This is a genomic window from Vibrio sp. 10N.247.310.17 (assembly GCF_041466605.1).
Classification (GTDB): Bacteria; Pseudomonadota; Gammaproteobacteria; order Enterobacterales; family Vibrionaceae; genus Vibrio; species Vibrio tasmaniensis_A.
Genome location: NZ_JBFSTC010000037.1, coordinates 1 through 16,373 on the forward strand (window position 1 = coordinate 1; position 16,373 = coordinate 16,373).

At 40.6% G+C, this 16,373-nt stretch carries 15 protein-coding genes; 10 read left to right on the forward strand and 5 right to left on the reverse strand.

Going from position 1 to position 16,373, the window contains the following annotated elements; all coding sequences use genetic code 11:
* Positions 1-142: 142 nt before the first annotated feature.
* The gene (locus AB6D80_RS12120) at positions 143-577 is read right to left on the reverse strand and encodes a MarR family winged helix-turn-helix transcriptional regulator (RefSeq protein WP_017110076.1); all 435 of its coding nucleotides are present in this window, start codon (positions 575-577) and stop codon (positions 143-145) included.
* The gene (locus tag AB6D80_RS12125; protein WP_017110075.1) at positions 574-1,194 is read right to left on the reverse strand and encodes a DJ-1/PfpI family protein; all 621 of its coding nucleotides are present in this window, start codon (positions 1,192-1,194) and stop codon (positions 574-576) included. The genes AB6D80_RS12120 and AB6D80_RS12125 overlap by 4 nt, the downstream gene beginning before the upstream one ends.
* 236 nt (positions 1,195-1,430) lie before the next feature.
* On the opposite strand from AB6D80_RS12125, the gene AB6D80_RS12130 reads away from it, so the two are divergent.
* Positions 1,431-2,027 (forward strand): tyrosine-type recombinase/integrase, encoded by a 597-nt coding sequence (locus AB6D80_RS12130; protein ID WP_017110074.1) that lies wholly within the window; start codon positions 1,431-1,433, stop codon positions 2,025-2,027.
* A gap of 357 nt (positions 2,028-2,384) precedes the next feature.
* Positions 2,385-3,710, forward strand: a complete 1,326-nt coding sequence (locus tag AB6D80_RS12135) for an MATE family efflux transporter (RefSeq protein ID WP_372188612.1) — start codon at positions 2,385-2,387, stop codon at positions 3,708-3,710.
* 36 nt (positions 3,711-3,746) lie between these two features.
* Here the strand turns inward: AB6D80_RS12135 and AB6D80_RS12140 are convergent, their stop codons facing one another.
* Entirely contained in the window at positions 3,747-4,565 is an 819-nt protein-coding gene (locus tag AB6D80_RS12140) for an AraC family transcriptional regulator (RefSeq protein WP_372188614.1), read from the reverse strand.
* 274 nt (positions 4,566-4,839) lie between these two features.
* On the opposite strand from AB6D80_RS12140, the gene AB6D80_RS12145 reads away from it, so the two are divergent.
* Both AB6D80_RS12145 and AB6D80_RS12150 read left to right on the forward strand, forming a co-directional pair.
* A complete protein-coding gene (locus AB6D80_RS12145; RefSeq protein ID WP_372188615.1) occupies positions 4,840-5,412 on the forward strand; it encodes a GNAT family N-acetyltransferase in 573 nt (190 codons plus the stop codon).
* A gap of 416 nt (positions 5,413-5,828) precedes the next feature.
* Positions 5,829-7,511 carry a hypothetical protein gene (locus tag AB6D80_RS12150; protein ID WP_372188617.1) on the forward strand — a complete coding sequence of 561 codons (1,683 nt, stop codon included), beginning with the start codon at positions 5,829-5,831 and terminating at the stop codon, positions 7,509-7,511.
* 187 nt (positions 7,512-7,698) lie between these two features.
* Here AB6D80_RS12150 and AB6D80_RS12155 read toward each other — a convergent pair whose 3' ends face one another.
* Entirely contained in the window at positions 7,699-8,505 is an 807-nt protein-coding gene (locus AB6D80_RS12155) for a sulfite exporter TauE/SafE family protein (RefSeq protein WP_372188618.1), read from the reverse strand.
* A gap of 123 nt (positions 8,506-8,628) precedes the next feature.
* On the opposite strand from AB6D80_RS12155, the gene AB6D80_RS12160 reads away from it, so the two are divergent.
* Entirely contained in the window at positions 8,629-9,423 is a 795-nt protein-coding gene (locus tag AB6D80_RS12160; protein WP_102582752.1) for a helix-turn-helix domain-containing protein, read from the forward strand.
* Between the two features lie 255 nt (positions 9,424-9,678).
* Here AB6D80_RS12160 and AB6D80_RS12165 read toward each other — a convergent pair whose 3' ends face one another.
* On the reverse strand, positions 9,679-9,999 hold the full coding sequence (locus AB6D80_RS12165) for a helix-turn-helix domain-containing protein (RefSeq protein ID WP_048662950.1): 321 nt from the start codon (positions 9,997-9,999) through the stop codon (positions 9,679-9,681).
* Positions 10,000-10,113: 114 nt separating this feature from the next.
* On the opposite strand from AB6D80_RS12165, the gene AB6D80_RS12170 reads away from it, so the two are divergent.
* The 5 genes from AB6D80_RS12170 to dinB all read left to right on the forward strand — a co-directional run bounded on the left by AB6D80_RS12170 (position 10,114) and on the right by dinB (position 16,228).
* On the forward strand, positions 10,114-10,626 hold the full coding sequence (locus tag AB6D80_RS12170) for a hypothetical protein (protein WP_372130717.1): 513 nt from the start codon (positions 10,114-10,116) through the stop codon (positions 10,624-10,626).
* On the forward strand, positions 10,620-11,999 hold the full coding sequence (locus AB6D80_RS12175) for a DEAD/DEAH box helicase (protein ID WP_372188620.1): 1,380 nt from the start codon (positions 10,620-10,622) through the stop codon (positions 11,997-11,999). The genes AB6D80_RS12170 and AB6D80_RS12175 overlap by 7 nt, the downstream gene beginning before the upstream one ends.
* Before the next feature lie 627 nt (positions 12,000-12,626).
* Positions 12,627-13,223, forward strand: coding sequence for a tyrosine-type recombinase/integrase (locus AB6D80_RS12180; protein ID WP_372188622.1), 597 nt, complete (start codon positions 12,627-12,629; stop codon positions 13,221-13,223).
* A gap of 421 nt (positions 13,224-13,644) precedes the next feature.
* Positions 13,645-14,832 (forward strand): sugar efflux transporter, encoded by a 1,188-nt coding sequence (locus tag AB6D80_RS12185; RefSeq protein WP_069595323.1) that lies wholly within the window; start codon positions 13,645-13,647, stop codon positions 14,830-14,832.
* Between the two features lie 334 nt (positions 14,833-15,166).
* Complete coding sequence (dinB, locus tag AB6D80_RS12190; protein WP_102450176.1) at positions 15,167-16,228, forward strand: DNA polymerase IV; 1,062 nt, start codon at positions 15,167-15,169, stop codon at positions 16,226-16,228.
* The last annotated feature ends 145 nt before the right edge of the window (positions 16,229-16,373 follow it).

Sequence of the window (16,373 nt, forward strand, 5' to 3'; positions counted from 1 at the left end):
TAATGGCACTCTGCTAAGTGTAGACTGGCAGAGAGGGAGTGGATTCCATACATCACGTTAGAGTGATTATTCGTTGGCGAATCGTGCCACTGAAATCAGATTACATTTTCTCATGATTGGCGCTCTGTATCACTCATATAGATTAAAGGCTTTTCATTGCGGTTGATAGCTCAGTTATGGCTTTGACCATTTCAGCTACTTTTTCTTCCCCAACCGTATCAATTAGTTGCTCAGCATATGCTTTATGAAATGGTCTTATTTTTGACAGAGCATTATGACCTTTTGGCGTTAGCTGAAGTAGCATAGCCTTTTGATGAGATGGATTTGCTAATGTTTCTAACATACCTTCATCGATAAGCTGTTTGCTGGTTCTCTGAACACTTTGACGTGTGATCCCCATTTGACGTGCGACTTCAGCTTGTGTAAGAGGGTCATTAACAAGAGCCCCCAACACTTGCCAGCGAGTTGCGGTGAGATCTGCCCGAGAAGCAATATTCTCGGCTATTGATAAAAACTGACCATTTAAAGAAAAAACAGTTAGGGCTAAAGTACTGAGGTCATGTCTTGGGTCACTCATTGAAGGGAATTCTCCATTAACTCGTAAAAACCAGTTATGTCCCGTTGTTCGAATAATTTCAACCAAGAATCTAGCGTAGTTTCAGAATAGATCTCCAACTTCCTGAATATCTCTGCCGCAAAAGCAATAGGTTCAATACCCCCTGCGGTGATCAAATAGTCTGTCGATACAACGGGTTCTTGGATATAGTTCTGGCTACCTGCATATCCTGTCATTTCCAGAAATTCTTTTGCATTACTAGTATGCGGAACATTATCTAATATACCTTTTCTCGCTAAAGCAGCGGTTGCACCACAGATAGCTGCTACACAAATACCATTGTCGATAAAACACTTGGCTGCATCTACAAAATCATCAATACCGCCTGTAGCAGCATTATCTGAACCACAAAGAATAAGCATTTTACCATCAGAGGGATTTAGTTTATCGAGAGATAAATCTGGCACTACAGTTAATCCACCTTTAGTTCTAATCGATTCTTTATTTCGCCCAACCGTCTTTATTTCAAACCTGTCAGGGAAAGCTTGAAACTCTTGAGAGTTGATATGAGCCAAGACATACCCATACTCCCAATCAGAGATACCGTCATATACAGCTAGATAAATAGATTCCTTCATAAATTACACCTCAAAAATGACAACAGGCTTACATAGTGTCAGTGCGCTGTCATAATTGCAAGGAAAGAAACTCAATGGGAGCAGCATACAATCTCACAAACCTTGAATTAATTAAGTTGATATTTCAGAGTTCAGCCTGTCAAGTTTCTGTCCACCGACGTTTCAGATCTTCCTAAACCCTACTAAATGTGACTGCCAAACTTCATGTTGACCAAAAACACTGAGAGGAGGTCATCATGAGAAAGTTATCTTCTGGAAAATGCAGTGGCATCAAAAGGCCATTTAAGCTTGAAGAGATCTGGCGGATCAGAACGAGGCTGGAGATTGAAAATGATCTGATGCAGCTCGCACTACTGAACCTAGCTATAGATAGCAAGTTAAGATCGAGTGATTTGCTAAAGCTACACGTTTACGATGTTTCTTCGCAAGGAGTTATCTATGAAAGGGTTCAGTGCATCCAGCAAAAAACTGGCACCGATGTCCACTATGAGATTACTCCGAGAACACAGCAAAGTATTAGCCGATGGATTTTTGCAGCATCCCTAGAGGCAAGCAGTTTTCTATTCCCGAGTAGCCGACGCTTTGGGCAACCTATCAGCTACTCATTCTATCGTTCAATTATCAGGATCTGGGCTGCAAAACTGGGACTGAATGCTGACTATTACGGCACTCACTCCATGCGCCGCACCAAAGCCACTTTAATCTATGCCAGAACGAAAAACATCAGGGCAGTACAGATTTTACTTGGACATTCGAAGCTAGATAACACAATTCGATACCTTGGCGTTGAGCTAGAAGACGCTCTGAGGTTGTCTGAGAAAACAGACTGCTGACAGGAGCTGAAACAGGCTTTTCTTCTGAAAAGCCTGTGCCCCATTCCAATTTAGATCACTTGCTCATTCATATCGTGTTAACGGTGATTAGGGTTAGATTTGGTAATGTAGATAAGGTATGCCAAATCACTTCAATCTGAAATTTGACTACCGCTCTTATCGGTTGGTTAATCCTGCTTATAACCATTACTAGTGCTCTTTGCCCGCCAATTAAATACATACTATTGGATAGGTATACAGTATCACCTCGCACATTAAACAGAAGATACGCCGATTTTTAATGAATCATAGCTCTGTAGAACCTGCCTTTTGAAGGTTAAAGTGTCTGTCTAAATTATACCGATAAGAGAGGACTACATGGATTTTGGACATGACCCGATAAAACGCTTATTTTTCAAATTATATTGGCCAACACTAACTGGAATGCTCACAATGGCAGCTTACCAATTGGCTGATGGCATTATTGTGGGCTATGGCGTTGGTACCATGGCGTTAGCTGGCATAAGTATGAGCTTCCCACTTTTGTTCGTTGCAATCTCGCTTGCTATGTTAATTGGCGTTGGCAGCAGCATGGTTGTCGCGATAAAACTAGGAGAAAACCAATCCGCTGGAGCCAATCGTGTTTTCCACTATAGTTGCAGCTTTTCTGTATTGATCTCCGTCGTATTAGCTTGTGTATTGCTGGCGTTTATAGATACATGGGTTAGCCTACTTGGGGCCAGTGCTGATATCCAACCTTACCTAAAAGAGTATGTAATGTACTGGGCGATATTTTTGCCTACGCTTTTCCTACGATTTAGTTTCAGCTTCTTTATTAATAACGATAAAGCACCCCATATTTCGCGTAATGCAAACATTCTATCCAGTATTTTGAACGTCGTGCTCGATGTTTTCTTCGTCCTCGTTTTAGAGTGGGGAATAAAAGGTGCTGCTATTGCAACGGGTATCTCTCAAACTGTTGCCGTCATTTATATGGGTTACCATTTCTACCTTGGTGAAAAACACCTTTCGTTTGAAAATTATGTGTTTAGGATACGCGATCGCGAACAAAAACGAGTTATAGGATTAGGTTTTCCTATTTTTATCTCGGAAATTTCAGGAGCCTTGGCTTTTGCATTGTTTAACAAAGCCGCGATTTCTCAAGGAGGAAACGAAGCAGGGGCTGCATTGGCAACCGTTAACTTCACGCTATTTTTCGTGATGAAATTCCTTGTCGGCGCAGCTTTCTCGGTACAACCCGTATTTGGTTTTAATTACGGAGCAAAAAATCATCAACGAATCGAAGAACTACTAAGTTTTTCATTGAAATTTGCCTTTGTGATAGGCCTGTTGGCTTACGTACTCATCTACCTGTTCGCTGGGCACATTGTCACTCTGTTCAACGTTGTGAATCCTGAAGAGGTCGAATTAGCGACTCAAGCTCTTTTACTATTCTACCCTGCCACAGCCTTTATGGGCGCAAATTTGATACTCGGGGCCTACTTTCAATCAATAGAAAAAGTAAGGATAGCAACCAATTTAGCGTTAATTCGAGGCATTGTTTTAGTCGCGGTTTTTTTAATGGTATTACCAAGAGTCTTTGGTTTGATGGGGGTGTGGCTGGCGATGCCCTTGGCTGAATTCATGGCGTTTTTAATCACGCTTCCTTTCATCTTTTCTAAAAAGAAAGAGCAGTTAGTGTAGTTGTAGTTTTCACAAATAAACCAGCGAGCTATGCACTCAGTTGCTTTGATTTGTTGCTTGTTTTTTTCGCCACTGAGCGGGGGTATTCCCCGTCACCTTTTTGAATTGGCGGATAAAATGCGTTATATCTTTCCAATCTAACTCGGTCGCAATTGCCTGAACAGAGAGGGAGCTATGAGACAATCGATACGAGGCTTTCTGTATTCTGGCCTGACAGATCCATTCTCCAACTGTAAAACCAGTTTCTTTTTTCACTGTGGTTGCCACATGGGAGGAAGCACGGTGCACTGCAGCTGCCACTTCTTTAAGTGAAATGGCACTGTGGCAATTTTGATGAATGAATCTTAGTGATTCTGACGCTAATTTACTGATTGGGTTTTGGTCGTTCTTCAAGCCCATCCCTCGATATATGTCACCTAAGATGATTGAGAGATAGGAGTGCAACAGAGATGTTGATTCAACACCTGATTGCTGGCTCTCATTACTTAAGGCTTCTAAAATCCGAATCAAAAAAGGCAGCCGCTCCGTGTCCACGGGCACTGTAGGAAGGGAGCCATCGGTCACTCGCTGAAAAGGTTGCATCAATAAGCTTTCTTTATCAATCCCTAAACAGCCAATACAAAAAGAAACTAAATACATATCCAAACTTTCGGCCCTTAAAGTCTTATGGGGTACACCAGGAGGAATGATTACGATAGCAGGGGCTACAATTTTTATATTTGAACCATAAACCATCTCGATAACACCTTTGGTAAGCAAGGCCAGTCGATGTTCTGGATGATGGGCTGTCTGATTATGCCCTTTAAAAGACAAACCAACCAAGTGATCGATTTTTACATTATGGGCGTGTTTCATCAGCAACTCCTTCGTCATAGATCATAATATCTGCCGATTTTATCTTAAAATTGACTCTGTTGCATTCAGTGTCAATAAACTAAGATGAGCATATTGTGAAGAGAAAGACGATGTCGATACATGAATAAGCCGCCAACTATAAACGCATTAACGAGATAATCACTTGGCAGGTTTAGTGTGACATTTCTCTAAGTGGTTAAGGTGTTAGCATCAGTATCTGATGCCTGACTTTGGCATCTTGTCCGTGGCATTATAATTTTCGAGGAAATCATCAATGAATCACCACTTAAGTGAACATAATATTGCTTTCAAAACCTCTAGACTTACCGTTGATGAAGTTAGCTCAGACCTTAATGCGAAGTCTAAGTCTAATTTATTGTCTAGAACAATTGAGTTACTTTCTCCCCAAGTAGTGAAGTCTCTTCCTCCATTCTTTCAAGACATATCATCACTAGAACTAGCGGAAATTTGGTTCAAAAAAATGACCTCTGAAAGTAGGTTTTTAGTTGTAAAGAGTATCGATAACAGCCTGACAATAGGCTTCCTTTTTCTATATGAGGGCGACTGTAGAACTGTACATATTGGTTATCTGCTAGGGGAGGAGTATTGGTGTAAAGGGTATGCAAAAGAGTTCCTCAATGGACTTATCAATTGGTGTGCCAGTCGGAAATTAATATCTACGTTAGTTGGTGGAGTGGAAAAAGCGAATATTGCATCAGCGAAGTTATTGGAGAGTCTAGGATTCGTTGAGAAAGTAGGTGAAAATGAGCCAGTAGTTTTTTATGAATACTGGCTTTCTAAACCAAAGCCCCCACGCTCGGCAATTCCCGTGGAGCGAGCTAAATAACGCAATCGGGATCTTAGACCAAGTTCGCCTCATTTAGTGATAGCTGGCTTGGTTTAACCTACGCTCCCTAATTCAACCCACTAAGCCCAAGTAAGTACTCTAACTTGGTTTTGTCCAAAAGCGTCACGATCTGAATTTTAATACATGGCATTTTATAGCTCGAAAATGCGCAATTGTGCGTTAGATTTTTTGCCCTTTTACATTTTGTTAACGTGAGTTTGCTTTACTCAAACTTATCCGATTGAGCAGATAAATTAGCATCCCGTGATTCGGTAACATTGTGCAGTCACGCATCCCTTCATGTGGCATAACGTGTTGATTACCAGTTGAGTCGATATGAGAAAGGCTGCATTATTCAGGGTAAAAGACGGCAATTTATCAGCTAATAAGCAAATATGCATTTTGAAGGAAAATCAATGTCGGTTGAAGTGATCAAAGAACAAATCTTTCAGTTCCTATCCTCTAGTGAACCTGAGGTTATGGCCATCAAAGGCGAATGGGGAGTTGGAAAGACGTTTAGCTGGAAGAAGTTTCTTAAAGATGCCAGCTCTGAAGATAAAATAAGCCTTGAACGATACTCCTATGTATCCCTTTTTGGTATCAACTCTCTAGAAGCTTTTAAATATTCAATTTTCGAAAATGTCATAAAGAAAGAAATTATTGGTACTGAGGCCAGTATTGACACTTTCAAAAATAATACTTCTAGCCTAATCGAATCATTTGGAAGGCAATCTTTTAATTTGCTAAAGGGTGCACCAATAGTTAAATCATTCAGCCCTGCAATAGAGACAGTCTCATTTTTGTCACTGAATAGCACGCTTATCTGCATAGATAACTTGGAAAGAAAAGGGAAAGGACTAGAAATAAAGGATGTGTTGGGGTTGGTATCACTACTAAAAGAACAAAAGAAATGTAAGGTAGTATTACTTCTCAATGACGGAGAAGCTGGTCTCGAAGATTATGAGAAATACCGTGAAAAGGTAATCGATATCGAGCTTGCTTTTGCGCCAGACCCAGAAGAATGCGCATCAATAGCTTACTCTGATGAAACGCCCAGTCATTCTAGGTTAAGGGAGTTGACTACACGCCTCGGAATTCGAAACATTCGTATACTTAAGAAAATCGAGAGATTGGTTACTTTGTCTTTACCTCTAGTAGAAGATTTTGAGCCAGAAATATCAGATCAAGTCATACACTCCTTAGTGCTTTATGCATGGAGTTATTTTTGTTCAAATTCGAATGAGGACATACCAACTTTAGAGTTTATAACTAGTAAGGGCTATACGCTTCTTGGTATAGGGGATGAAGAAGTCAGTGAACAAGATAACAAGTGGCAAACTACTCTACAAGCTTATGGGTATCAGCTTACTGACGAGTTCGATTTATTGTTGGCAGAAGCTGTCAAAACAGGATATTTCGTCGAAGAAGATTTTAAAGAAAAAGCATCTAATAAAAATCAGGAAGTAGTCGCATCTAAATCTGAGGGCTCTTTCTCGGGAGCTTGGCGACTCTACCATGATACTTTCAATGACAACGGCGATGAGGTTGTCAATGGATTGTACGAAAGCTTTAAGGAAAACTGTAAATATATTACACCCATAAATCTAAATGGTACTGTTTCGCTATTTCGGGAGTTGGGTGAAGAGGATAAAGCAAGCGAAATCATTGATATATATATAGAAAATAGAAAAGATGAAACTGAGCTATTTAACATGGATGAGAATGATTTCTTTGGTGACATTAAGGATCAAGAAATTATAGATAAATTTAACGATACTTATAATCAGTCTGTCACTACCGAGACAGCGAAACAAGTATTAGACAGAATTGCAGGTCAAAATGGATGGAATCAAAGCGACGAACTAGTGTTAGCAAATACATCTGTTGATGACTACTACCATTTATTTAAGTCCGAGGTTGGTAGGCACCTTTCATCCTTTGTGACTACATGTTTGAAATTTGGTCAGTTTGGGAATGCTAGTGATCAACAAAAAGAGATTGCCAATAGAGCTACAGAAGCACTACGAAGAATTGCCTCAGAAAGCGAAATAAACAAAAGAAGAGTCAAGAAATTTGGAGTGAGTCTTGAGGATGTATAACCAGCGCTGCTAAGGAAAGTGCTCGGGGTCAGCTCTTTCCTTTTGCTCTAGCTAAATTTATCTGAACGTCCGACAATTATCAAAAATCGTAACATGGAAATGTCCAGAGGTGTGTTCAAGCTGATCACGGCAAGCACACCTTTGCCCCCACATCATGTTACAAGACCTGTTGATGGCTATGCTTACCCTAATTCAGTGCTTGTATCAACATTTTGATACTTAGGAAAGCACACAGAATACCAACGATTTTCTTGAGTACTTTACTTGGAAAGTAGTCTGCGCAACGCACACCGAGGCTAGTAGTTAAGTAACTGCTAATGGAGAAGCTAATCATTGCAGGAAGGTATATGTATCCAAAAACTAAGTTGCTCCAATCTGTATTTTCCCATCCGTTTAAGACGTACCCGAGACTTCCAGACAGCGCAATAGGGAAACCTATCGCAGCAGATGTGCCAATAGCTCGTTTTACCTCAAAATTTTGCTGGACAAGATAAGGGATGATTAAACCTGCACCGCTAATAGAGACAAGTGCGGATACAGAGCCAATCACCGAGCCTACTGTGGCATTACCGATGAATCCGTGTGGATTTGGATTGTACTCATGCTCAGTGTTTAGAAACATCTTATAAGCAACATACAACATGAATACGCTGAAAAATCCTGCCAGATAGACTCCCTGTAGATACGATGCTATGAATGTAGCGCAAAATGTCCCGAATAAAACTCCGCTCAACATTTTTATTACCATGGTAGAGTCAACATTCTTTTTTTTGTAATGAGCACGCATGCTACCGAATGTTGTAATAATCATTGAAGCCATCGATGTCCCTAACGCAAGGTGGAACACTTTTGTGTCAGCTATTCCTTGTATTGAAAACAGAAACGCAAAAATAGGGACGGCCATTCCTCCACCACCAACACCAACCAGTCCAGCGAGAAAGCCAATGCCCAAGCCTGCCGTAATGTAATAGATAAGAAAGATAGGTTCGTTCATGATGGTTCTGCCTTCGATAAAAATGGTCGTTGTTAAAATGTTACTCAAACGCTAACTTGCCATGGTAACGTTAAGAGGACAGAAAATAATGAATAATGGCCAACATGGAATTAAGTAAATAAAATGACAAACTGTGATTACAGTGAATGGAAAAGTGGAGCCGCGCTCATAGCTAAGGAGTGGCAACATGAACGGAGTGACCTCAATCAGTTGGAGCAACGGCCGCATAATTGGCACAGTCATCATCGAGGCCAGCTACTGTGTATAGATGAAGGGCTAATACAGGTGAAAACCGAGGAAGGAACTTGGGTACTACCTCCTCATCGAGCGGGTTGGATCCCCCCAGGTGCGATGCACAGTGTTTATTTTTGTGGCTCTCTAAAAGGTCGGTCATTACTGTTTACTCCAGAGAGCTGTGAGAAGTTCCCAATGAGACCTTGTGTAATCCAAATGAGCGATGTCTTGAAAGTCCTATCGATTAGGGCATCGACATGGTGCAAAACAGAGGAGCTATCTACACCTTGTTTACATGTTCTTTCCGTAATCTCTGATGAGATCGTCAGTAGTCCTCAAGAGTCACTTTACTTTCCATTGCCCAAAGACCCAAGACTAGAAAAAGTAACTCAAGCAATTTTATTAGACCCAAATAGCAAGCACTCTGTTGAACATTGGGCAAGTATAGGGGCGCTCTCATCTCGGACGTTAAGACGGTTGATTCGAAGTGAGTTAAGCATGAGTTTTAGTGAATGGCGGCAAAAAATACTGCTAATACATTCGTTAGAAATGATGGCACGCGGAGAATCAGTGGGAGACGTCGCATATGCTTTGGGTTATTCTACGCCCAGTAACTTTATCGCTATGTTCCGTCGGGTCTATGGTGATTCACCTACACGTTACTTTTCGAATCGTGACATATAGTTGACAAAAGCCTATTTGTATCAGGTTCTGTGGTTTTGCATACATTTACTAATCCAAAATAGGCACGTTAGGTTTTAGGCTCTAGCTTATTTATGTCCAGACTCTTGCTAGGGAGTGGGCGTAATGTGTGCGTAATGTGTGGACGTACTCGGTAATTACGCTTTTGAACTCCGTCAACAAGAAGCTGTACAGTAAGATCCTAAATAGCACCTATTTAGTCAGGCCGCAGACCAAATCTAAGTCTGGATAGTGCAACTAGACTTCACGTTTACTTTTGGCTAGCAATGATGAAATTAATTCTTTCCTCTCACTCTCTGTCATTTGAGAAACAATACATGCTAGTTCTGCGGCGCTTGCATCTTCACAGAAAAAGTAACTTAAAGGCACACCTAGTTCATCTGCCAATAGCTTTAAGGTTTGTACGTCTGGGGTGTGTTTACCCTTCTCGTATTGATTCATTCTAGGGCTAGCAGAGCTTTCATCCATACCTATACGTACTCCCAATGCTTTTTGAGAGAGGTTTGCTTTTTTGCGGGCTTCTTTGAGCCGCACTGGAATTGGGTTTTCGAATGGCACTTAAGTTTCATGTCTCTGATCTCACGGTAACTAAGATTTTCTTAGTTTTACTGATTTCTGTATACTAAGCAATCCTTAGTATTTTAGTGGTATATACGGTACATGAAGCGTTCTTTGAAAATCAGTGATGAAATGCACAACCTATTGATTGAAAAAGAGATGGATGGTTTTTTAGTTGTTGAGCTAAGAGATGCATTTGTTTCGATTAATGACTCCTATGTTGATCCGGATGATGCTCGTCGTAAGGTTTATCGACAACTCCTTCGTTTGGTGAAGAACAATTGGCTTCGAGTTGAAGGGACGGGGCGGCAGAAACGATACTTTCAAACAGACTTATTTAAAGGTCTTCAAATCGATACTGTATCAGACAACACTAAGGTTACTTTTTCCACCTCGTCTGATTACTCGGTATTAAGGCACGAACGCAATCAGCACAAAGGTGAGCTAGAGATTGTTTTTGGGGAGATTAATGAGTATCAATCTCTCTGTAGCCGCTTTCCTGAACTCGAGCCGAGGTTGCTTCCACTTCTTGAGCAAGCAAGAGAGCATTCAGCGCAGTTATTAGGAAGAGTGAATGTACTCACCAGTGTTCTCAAAACACTTTGTGAGGACAACCAGTCGTGCTAAGACAATGGCAGACAGAATGCTCAGAGAAGGCATTACAGAAATACAGCTCAAACCAGCAGCACTTCTTCTGCCAAGCAACTCCAGGGGCAGGAAAAACAGTATTGGCTGCGACGGTCGCTTCAAAGTTGCTGCAAGAGGACAAGATCGACCTTGTATTGTGTTTCTCTCCCTCTTTAACGGTTTCAAGCGGAATAAAGAAAACCTTTTCACAGATTCTTAATTGTACCTTTAATGGTGGATTAGGTTCTATTGGACGATCTCTCACTTATCAGTCGATTCAATTTCTAAATGAGGAGTTTTGGCTGACGCTAAGAAATCATCGAGTTTTTGTGGTCTTTGATGAGATACACCATTGCTCTGGTACAGAGATTGAAAATGCGAATGTTTGGGGCCAACAAGTCCTTGCAAAGATTCAAGGACTCGCAACGTATACCCTTGCTCTTTCAGGGACTCCGTGGCGTTCAGACTCTTTGCCGATAGTATTGGGACAGTACAGCGATCCTGACGGGATACTTTTGGTTGATTATCAATACACGTTGAAACAAGCAATCGGCGATAAGGTTTGCAGAGCCCCTAAGATTGTTTTGGTTGATAATGAACATTTGACCGTGACGAACGATGAGAAGGTGGAATCTTTTTCTTCAATATTGGAAATGATTAAGCAGACCAAGGCCTCATATCAAAGCATCATTCATAATGAAGATGCAATGGAGTACTTACTTGGGTTGGGTTGCAAAAAGCTTGCAGAAATCCGTTCTCGATCCCCGACGGCTGGAGGGTTAATTGTTGCTGCATCAGTTCAGCATGCACAAACAATTAAAAAGGTACTTTCTGAAAAGTATGCTCAATCGATCTCAATAGTGACCTATCGGCATGAAGAGCCTTTAGCAGAGATTGAACGTTATAGACGAAGCGATACTCAATGGATTGTTAGCGTTGGAATGATTAGTGAGGGGACCGATATTCCGCGCCTTCAAGTGTGTTGTCACATGAGTTCAGTCAAAACCGAATTGTACTTCAGACAGGTGCTCGGGCGAATTCTTCGTGTGAACGGCGTGACAAATCAACAAGCGTGGTTATTCACCTTTGCTGAACGAAGCTTGATTGACTATGCAGAAAGGATTGAACAAGATATTCCTGAGTCGTGTATATATGCAAAATGGGAAAATTTTGCAGAAGCCGAGCCAGATATTAAGCGCAACCGTCTGAGCGAAAAGGGGTTGCTAGAAGAGCGTGGAGGACTTAGCTCTAAGCTGGTATGGAATGGCACAACAAAGAACACTGATAATATTGATATCGCACTTGGCGCGTTTGATGAGCTTCGGCTCGGAGCTTTTAGACAGCGGGTAATATCGGCATTTTTGGCTTCTTGAATAGGCCTATTATTTACCAAGCCGCTTAACTCAATAAAAATTCAGCGTTTTTACTTTGGGTGGCGTGGCTTAGGGGCTCGTTAATACCACACTTTAGTTCTGAATTGCTCCTGGCCCGAAAGAGCTAGTAAATCCTGCTAGCTCAAAAATGTCCAAAGCCGTCATAACTTACCAGTCAAATATCATCCTTTTACTGAAGATAACATCTTTATTCTTAAGGAATGAATACAAAATCAGTTCTTCTAGACTACATAGATCGCGCAAATGCGAACGGTGATAACTGCTATAAACAATTGCTTGTATTGATGCGGGAATCGGTAGCTCGGACCGATGCTGAAGAAATAGATTGGCACATGATAAACGATTTGCTGGAAGCTGATGTACTTTTACTAATTGTGTTAACTGACATGGATCTGACGATTCAGTATCATGAGTACGTACTAATGCATGCTGTTACTTTCGTCATGAAATTTGATAATCATATACTCCACTAGGAAAAATGTGCCAATTTATCATCTTTAACTTCCAGTAAACCGCCAATGTCCATCAACGTTTCAGATCTTACTGAACCCTACTAAATGTGACTGCCAAACTTCATGTTGACCAAAACACTGAGAGGAGGTCACCATGAGAAAGTTATCTTCTGGAAAATGTAGTGGCATCAAAAGGCCATTTAAACTTGAAGAGATCTGGCGGATCAGAACTAGGCTGGAGATTGAAAACGATCTGATGCAGCTTGCACTACTGAACCTAGCTATAGATAGCAAGTTAAGAGCTAGTGATTTGCTGAAGCTACACGTTTACGATGTTTCTTCGCAAGGAGTTATCTATGAAAGGGTTCAGTGCATCCAGCAAAAAACTGGCACCGATGTCCACTATGAGATTACTCCTAGAACACAGCAAAGTATTAGCCGATGGGTTTTTGCAGCATCACTAGAGGCAAGCAGTTTTCTATTCCCGAGTAACCGACGCTCTGGGCAGCCTATCAACTACTCATTCTATCGTTCAATTATCAGGAACTGGGCTGCAAAATTGGGATTGAATGCTGGCTATTATGGCACTCATTCCATGCGCCGCACTAAAGCCACTTTAATCTATGCCAGAACGAAAAACATCAGGGCCGTACAGATCTTACTTGGACATTCGAAGCTAGATAACACAATTCGATACCTTGGCGTTGAGCTAGAAGACGCTCTGAGGTTGTCTGAGAAAACAGACTGTTGAAAAACAGGTTCTGCCACAGGCTTTTCTTCTGAAAAGCCTGTGCCCCAAAATCTCTTAGATTAAATACTCTACACAATTCAGAGGGTGTGCGTTTACCCTACTAAAACTTATTCGAAGGCAGCGCACTCACGACCTATGATTTACAGTGCACTCTTTAACGATGTGATGGATTTTATATTGAAAATCTAAACGAAAGGCCACAATATAGACTCACCAGATAGTAAGCACGTTGCACATAAAGCATTAACCGTCAAAATGGAGAAAACATGGAAGTCCAATTTTTAGAGAACCCCTGCTCATCTACTAGTTATAGGAATATTGTTAAAACAGCTTCCCACTCCGATCTAGATTGTCTATCAGCCCAAGTGAGTGAGCAACTACTCAACTCACCCAAGAAAGTTTCATTAAGAGGTTTTATATAGTGAGAAACCTTATTAAAGGAGTTTCTGGAAAATTATTTATAATAAATAGTTTAACAGCAACGGCATATGCATTCATTTTACCAATAATGAGTATTTACTTAATAGACGGTATTGGTGCGAGCCCGTCATTTATTGCTTACTATAGTGTTAGCTTCGCGCTTTCTGGAATGTTTTTTAGCCAACTGTTCGGTTCATTGGCAGATAAAGGAGTCAACGACCGCTGGCTCTTTCTAATATCAATTATCTGCATTGTTATTTCTGCTGCTTCCTTTATTTTTGTCACTGAACCATGGCAAGCATTAGCTGTAGGTACAATTCTTATGGGGCCGGGTAATGCCTGTATACCTTTGATATTATCTATGATTAAAAGGTTTGCAGACCAATCAGGCCAAAATATCACTAGTCTAAATACGCAAATGCGTTCCGGTGTTTCTGTTGTTTGGATTGCGGGCCCAGCTCTAGCTTTTATAGTCGCAGACTCGTGGGGATACATCGCCAACTTTTATATTGCTTTTACTCTAGCTATTTTTGTTATTATTCTAACGACAAAATACCTGCCGACATTCAACAAAGCAGTTGAGACCCCATCACCACTAAAAAGCCAACCTTCAACCATTCCAACTATCGCCTTGATTCTAGGTCTAGTCATTTTATTAGGTAACTTAGCAAATCATGTTTATATAACGGCAATGCCATTATATTTAACTCAAGAACTAAGTATACCAATGTATTTCCCAGGACTACTCTTAGGGGTAACTGCTATGTTTGAAATACCAGTAATGCTCTACGCTGCGAAATTTTCAGAAAAATTCGGAAAAAGCCAATTAATGGTATTTGGTTTCATTTGTGCTGTTATCTATTATTTATTAATACAGTATGTAACTACGATCCCACTTCTTATCTTGAGCCAGGCTTTTAATGGCTTGTTTTACGGGGTTTTTGTAGGATTAGGCATTACTCTTATTCAAGATGCATTCCCTAATAAAGGGGGTATGGCTTCGGCATATTATACGAATATGATGAGAGTCGGGATGATGTTAGGAACTTCTGTTGCAGGCTTTATTGCTCAATACTTTGACTTTAAGACGGCTTTATATGCATCGTTAGCATCGGCTTCGTTATCCTTAATCTTAATAGTCTATATGTCGAAAATTCCTGCCTTAAAATCGATTAAAGCAACCATTTAACTCGGGATATGCCCTACTTCCATCTGAGAGTAGGGCTTTTTTCATTTCCCATATTTTTAGTTATCCATTAATTACTAATTTAGTAAAGTCATTGACTCATTTTTGTCCACTTCTGAGTTAGTGAGGCTTACGCAGGGCTAACTTAGAAGTGCTCGTGCGACGTGAAGTCGTATGAAGCGTTAGAGTGAACTAATTTAAGCCATTGTCTGCAAGTCTCTATACTGTTAATCTATACAGTAGTTTACTATGAAGTATAATTGCTAAGTGCTTATAAATCGCACATGAACTCATATCTCCATTGGATCAAACTTCTCGCTTCTAAAAACTGTACTTTATGACTAGAAAAATCATTCATATAGATCTTGATTGTTACTATGCCGCAGTAGAGATGAGGGACAACCCAGAGTTAAAGGATATACCATTAGCGATTGGCGGCTCTCAGGATCGGCGTGGCGTGATCTCAACATGTAACTATATTGCCCGAAAATATGGCGTTCGCTCGGCAATGGCGACCGCTCATGCTCTCAAACTATGCCCAACTTTAACTGTTATAGGTGGAGATATGGAGAAGTATAAGCTTGTATCCAAGCAGATCCATGCGATCTTTACTCGTTATACCGACCTTATTGAGCCACTATCACTTGATGAAGCCTACCTTGATGTAACTGACTCTGAACTATTTAGGGGCTCGGCAACACTAATCGCAGAGGATATTCGTAAGGCCATCGAATCAGAATTAAATCTTACGGCCAGTGCAGGCGTAGCCTCTATCAAATTTGTTGCAAAGGTCGCATCCGATATTAATAAGCCAAATGGTATTTGCGTCGTAACACCAGATGAAATTGAGGGATTTGTTGACGAGTTGGAATTAGGCAAAATTCCTGGTGTTGGGAAGGTCACACTGGAAAAGTTGAATAACCTTGGTTTGTACAAAGGGATTGATGTCAAAAATTATGATCAGCACATGTTACTTAAACAGTTTGGTAAATTCGGTAGTTCTCTATGGGAGCGGTGCCATGGAATTGATAGGCGTGAGGTAACATCAACAAGAATTAGAAAATCTCTTGGTGTTGAACGGACATTTGCTCAAGATATTAGAACTGAACAAGAATGCTTAGAAGCTATTGAATCACTATATGATGAATTAGTGAGACGATTCAGTAAGATTGCTCATGATAAAAGAATTATCCGTCAAGGAATTAAGCTTAAATTCGATGATTTCCAGCAAACAACGGTTGAACATAAGCAAGCCAGTATTGATAAATCGTTTTTTTCTGCTTTATTAAAGGAAGCATTATCACGAGCAAATGGTCGTGGAATTCGCTTGATAGGGTTAAGTGTTGGGTTGGAAACTAAAGAGGGGAAGGCCAACACTCAGATGACCCTGAAGTGGTAAAAATGTAAGTGGGGATGAGGCATTTACCTTGCGATTTTTGTGAATTCCCTTGTAAGTGGAATATGTAAGTATTTATTTTGAATAAAGCTATTGTTTAGAAAGAAAAAAACTTCACTTATAATCAAAATTACAAATTTTACCTCGT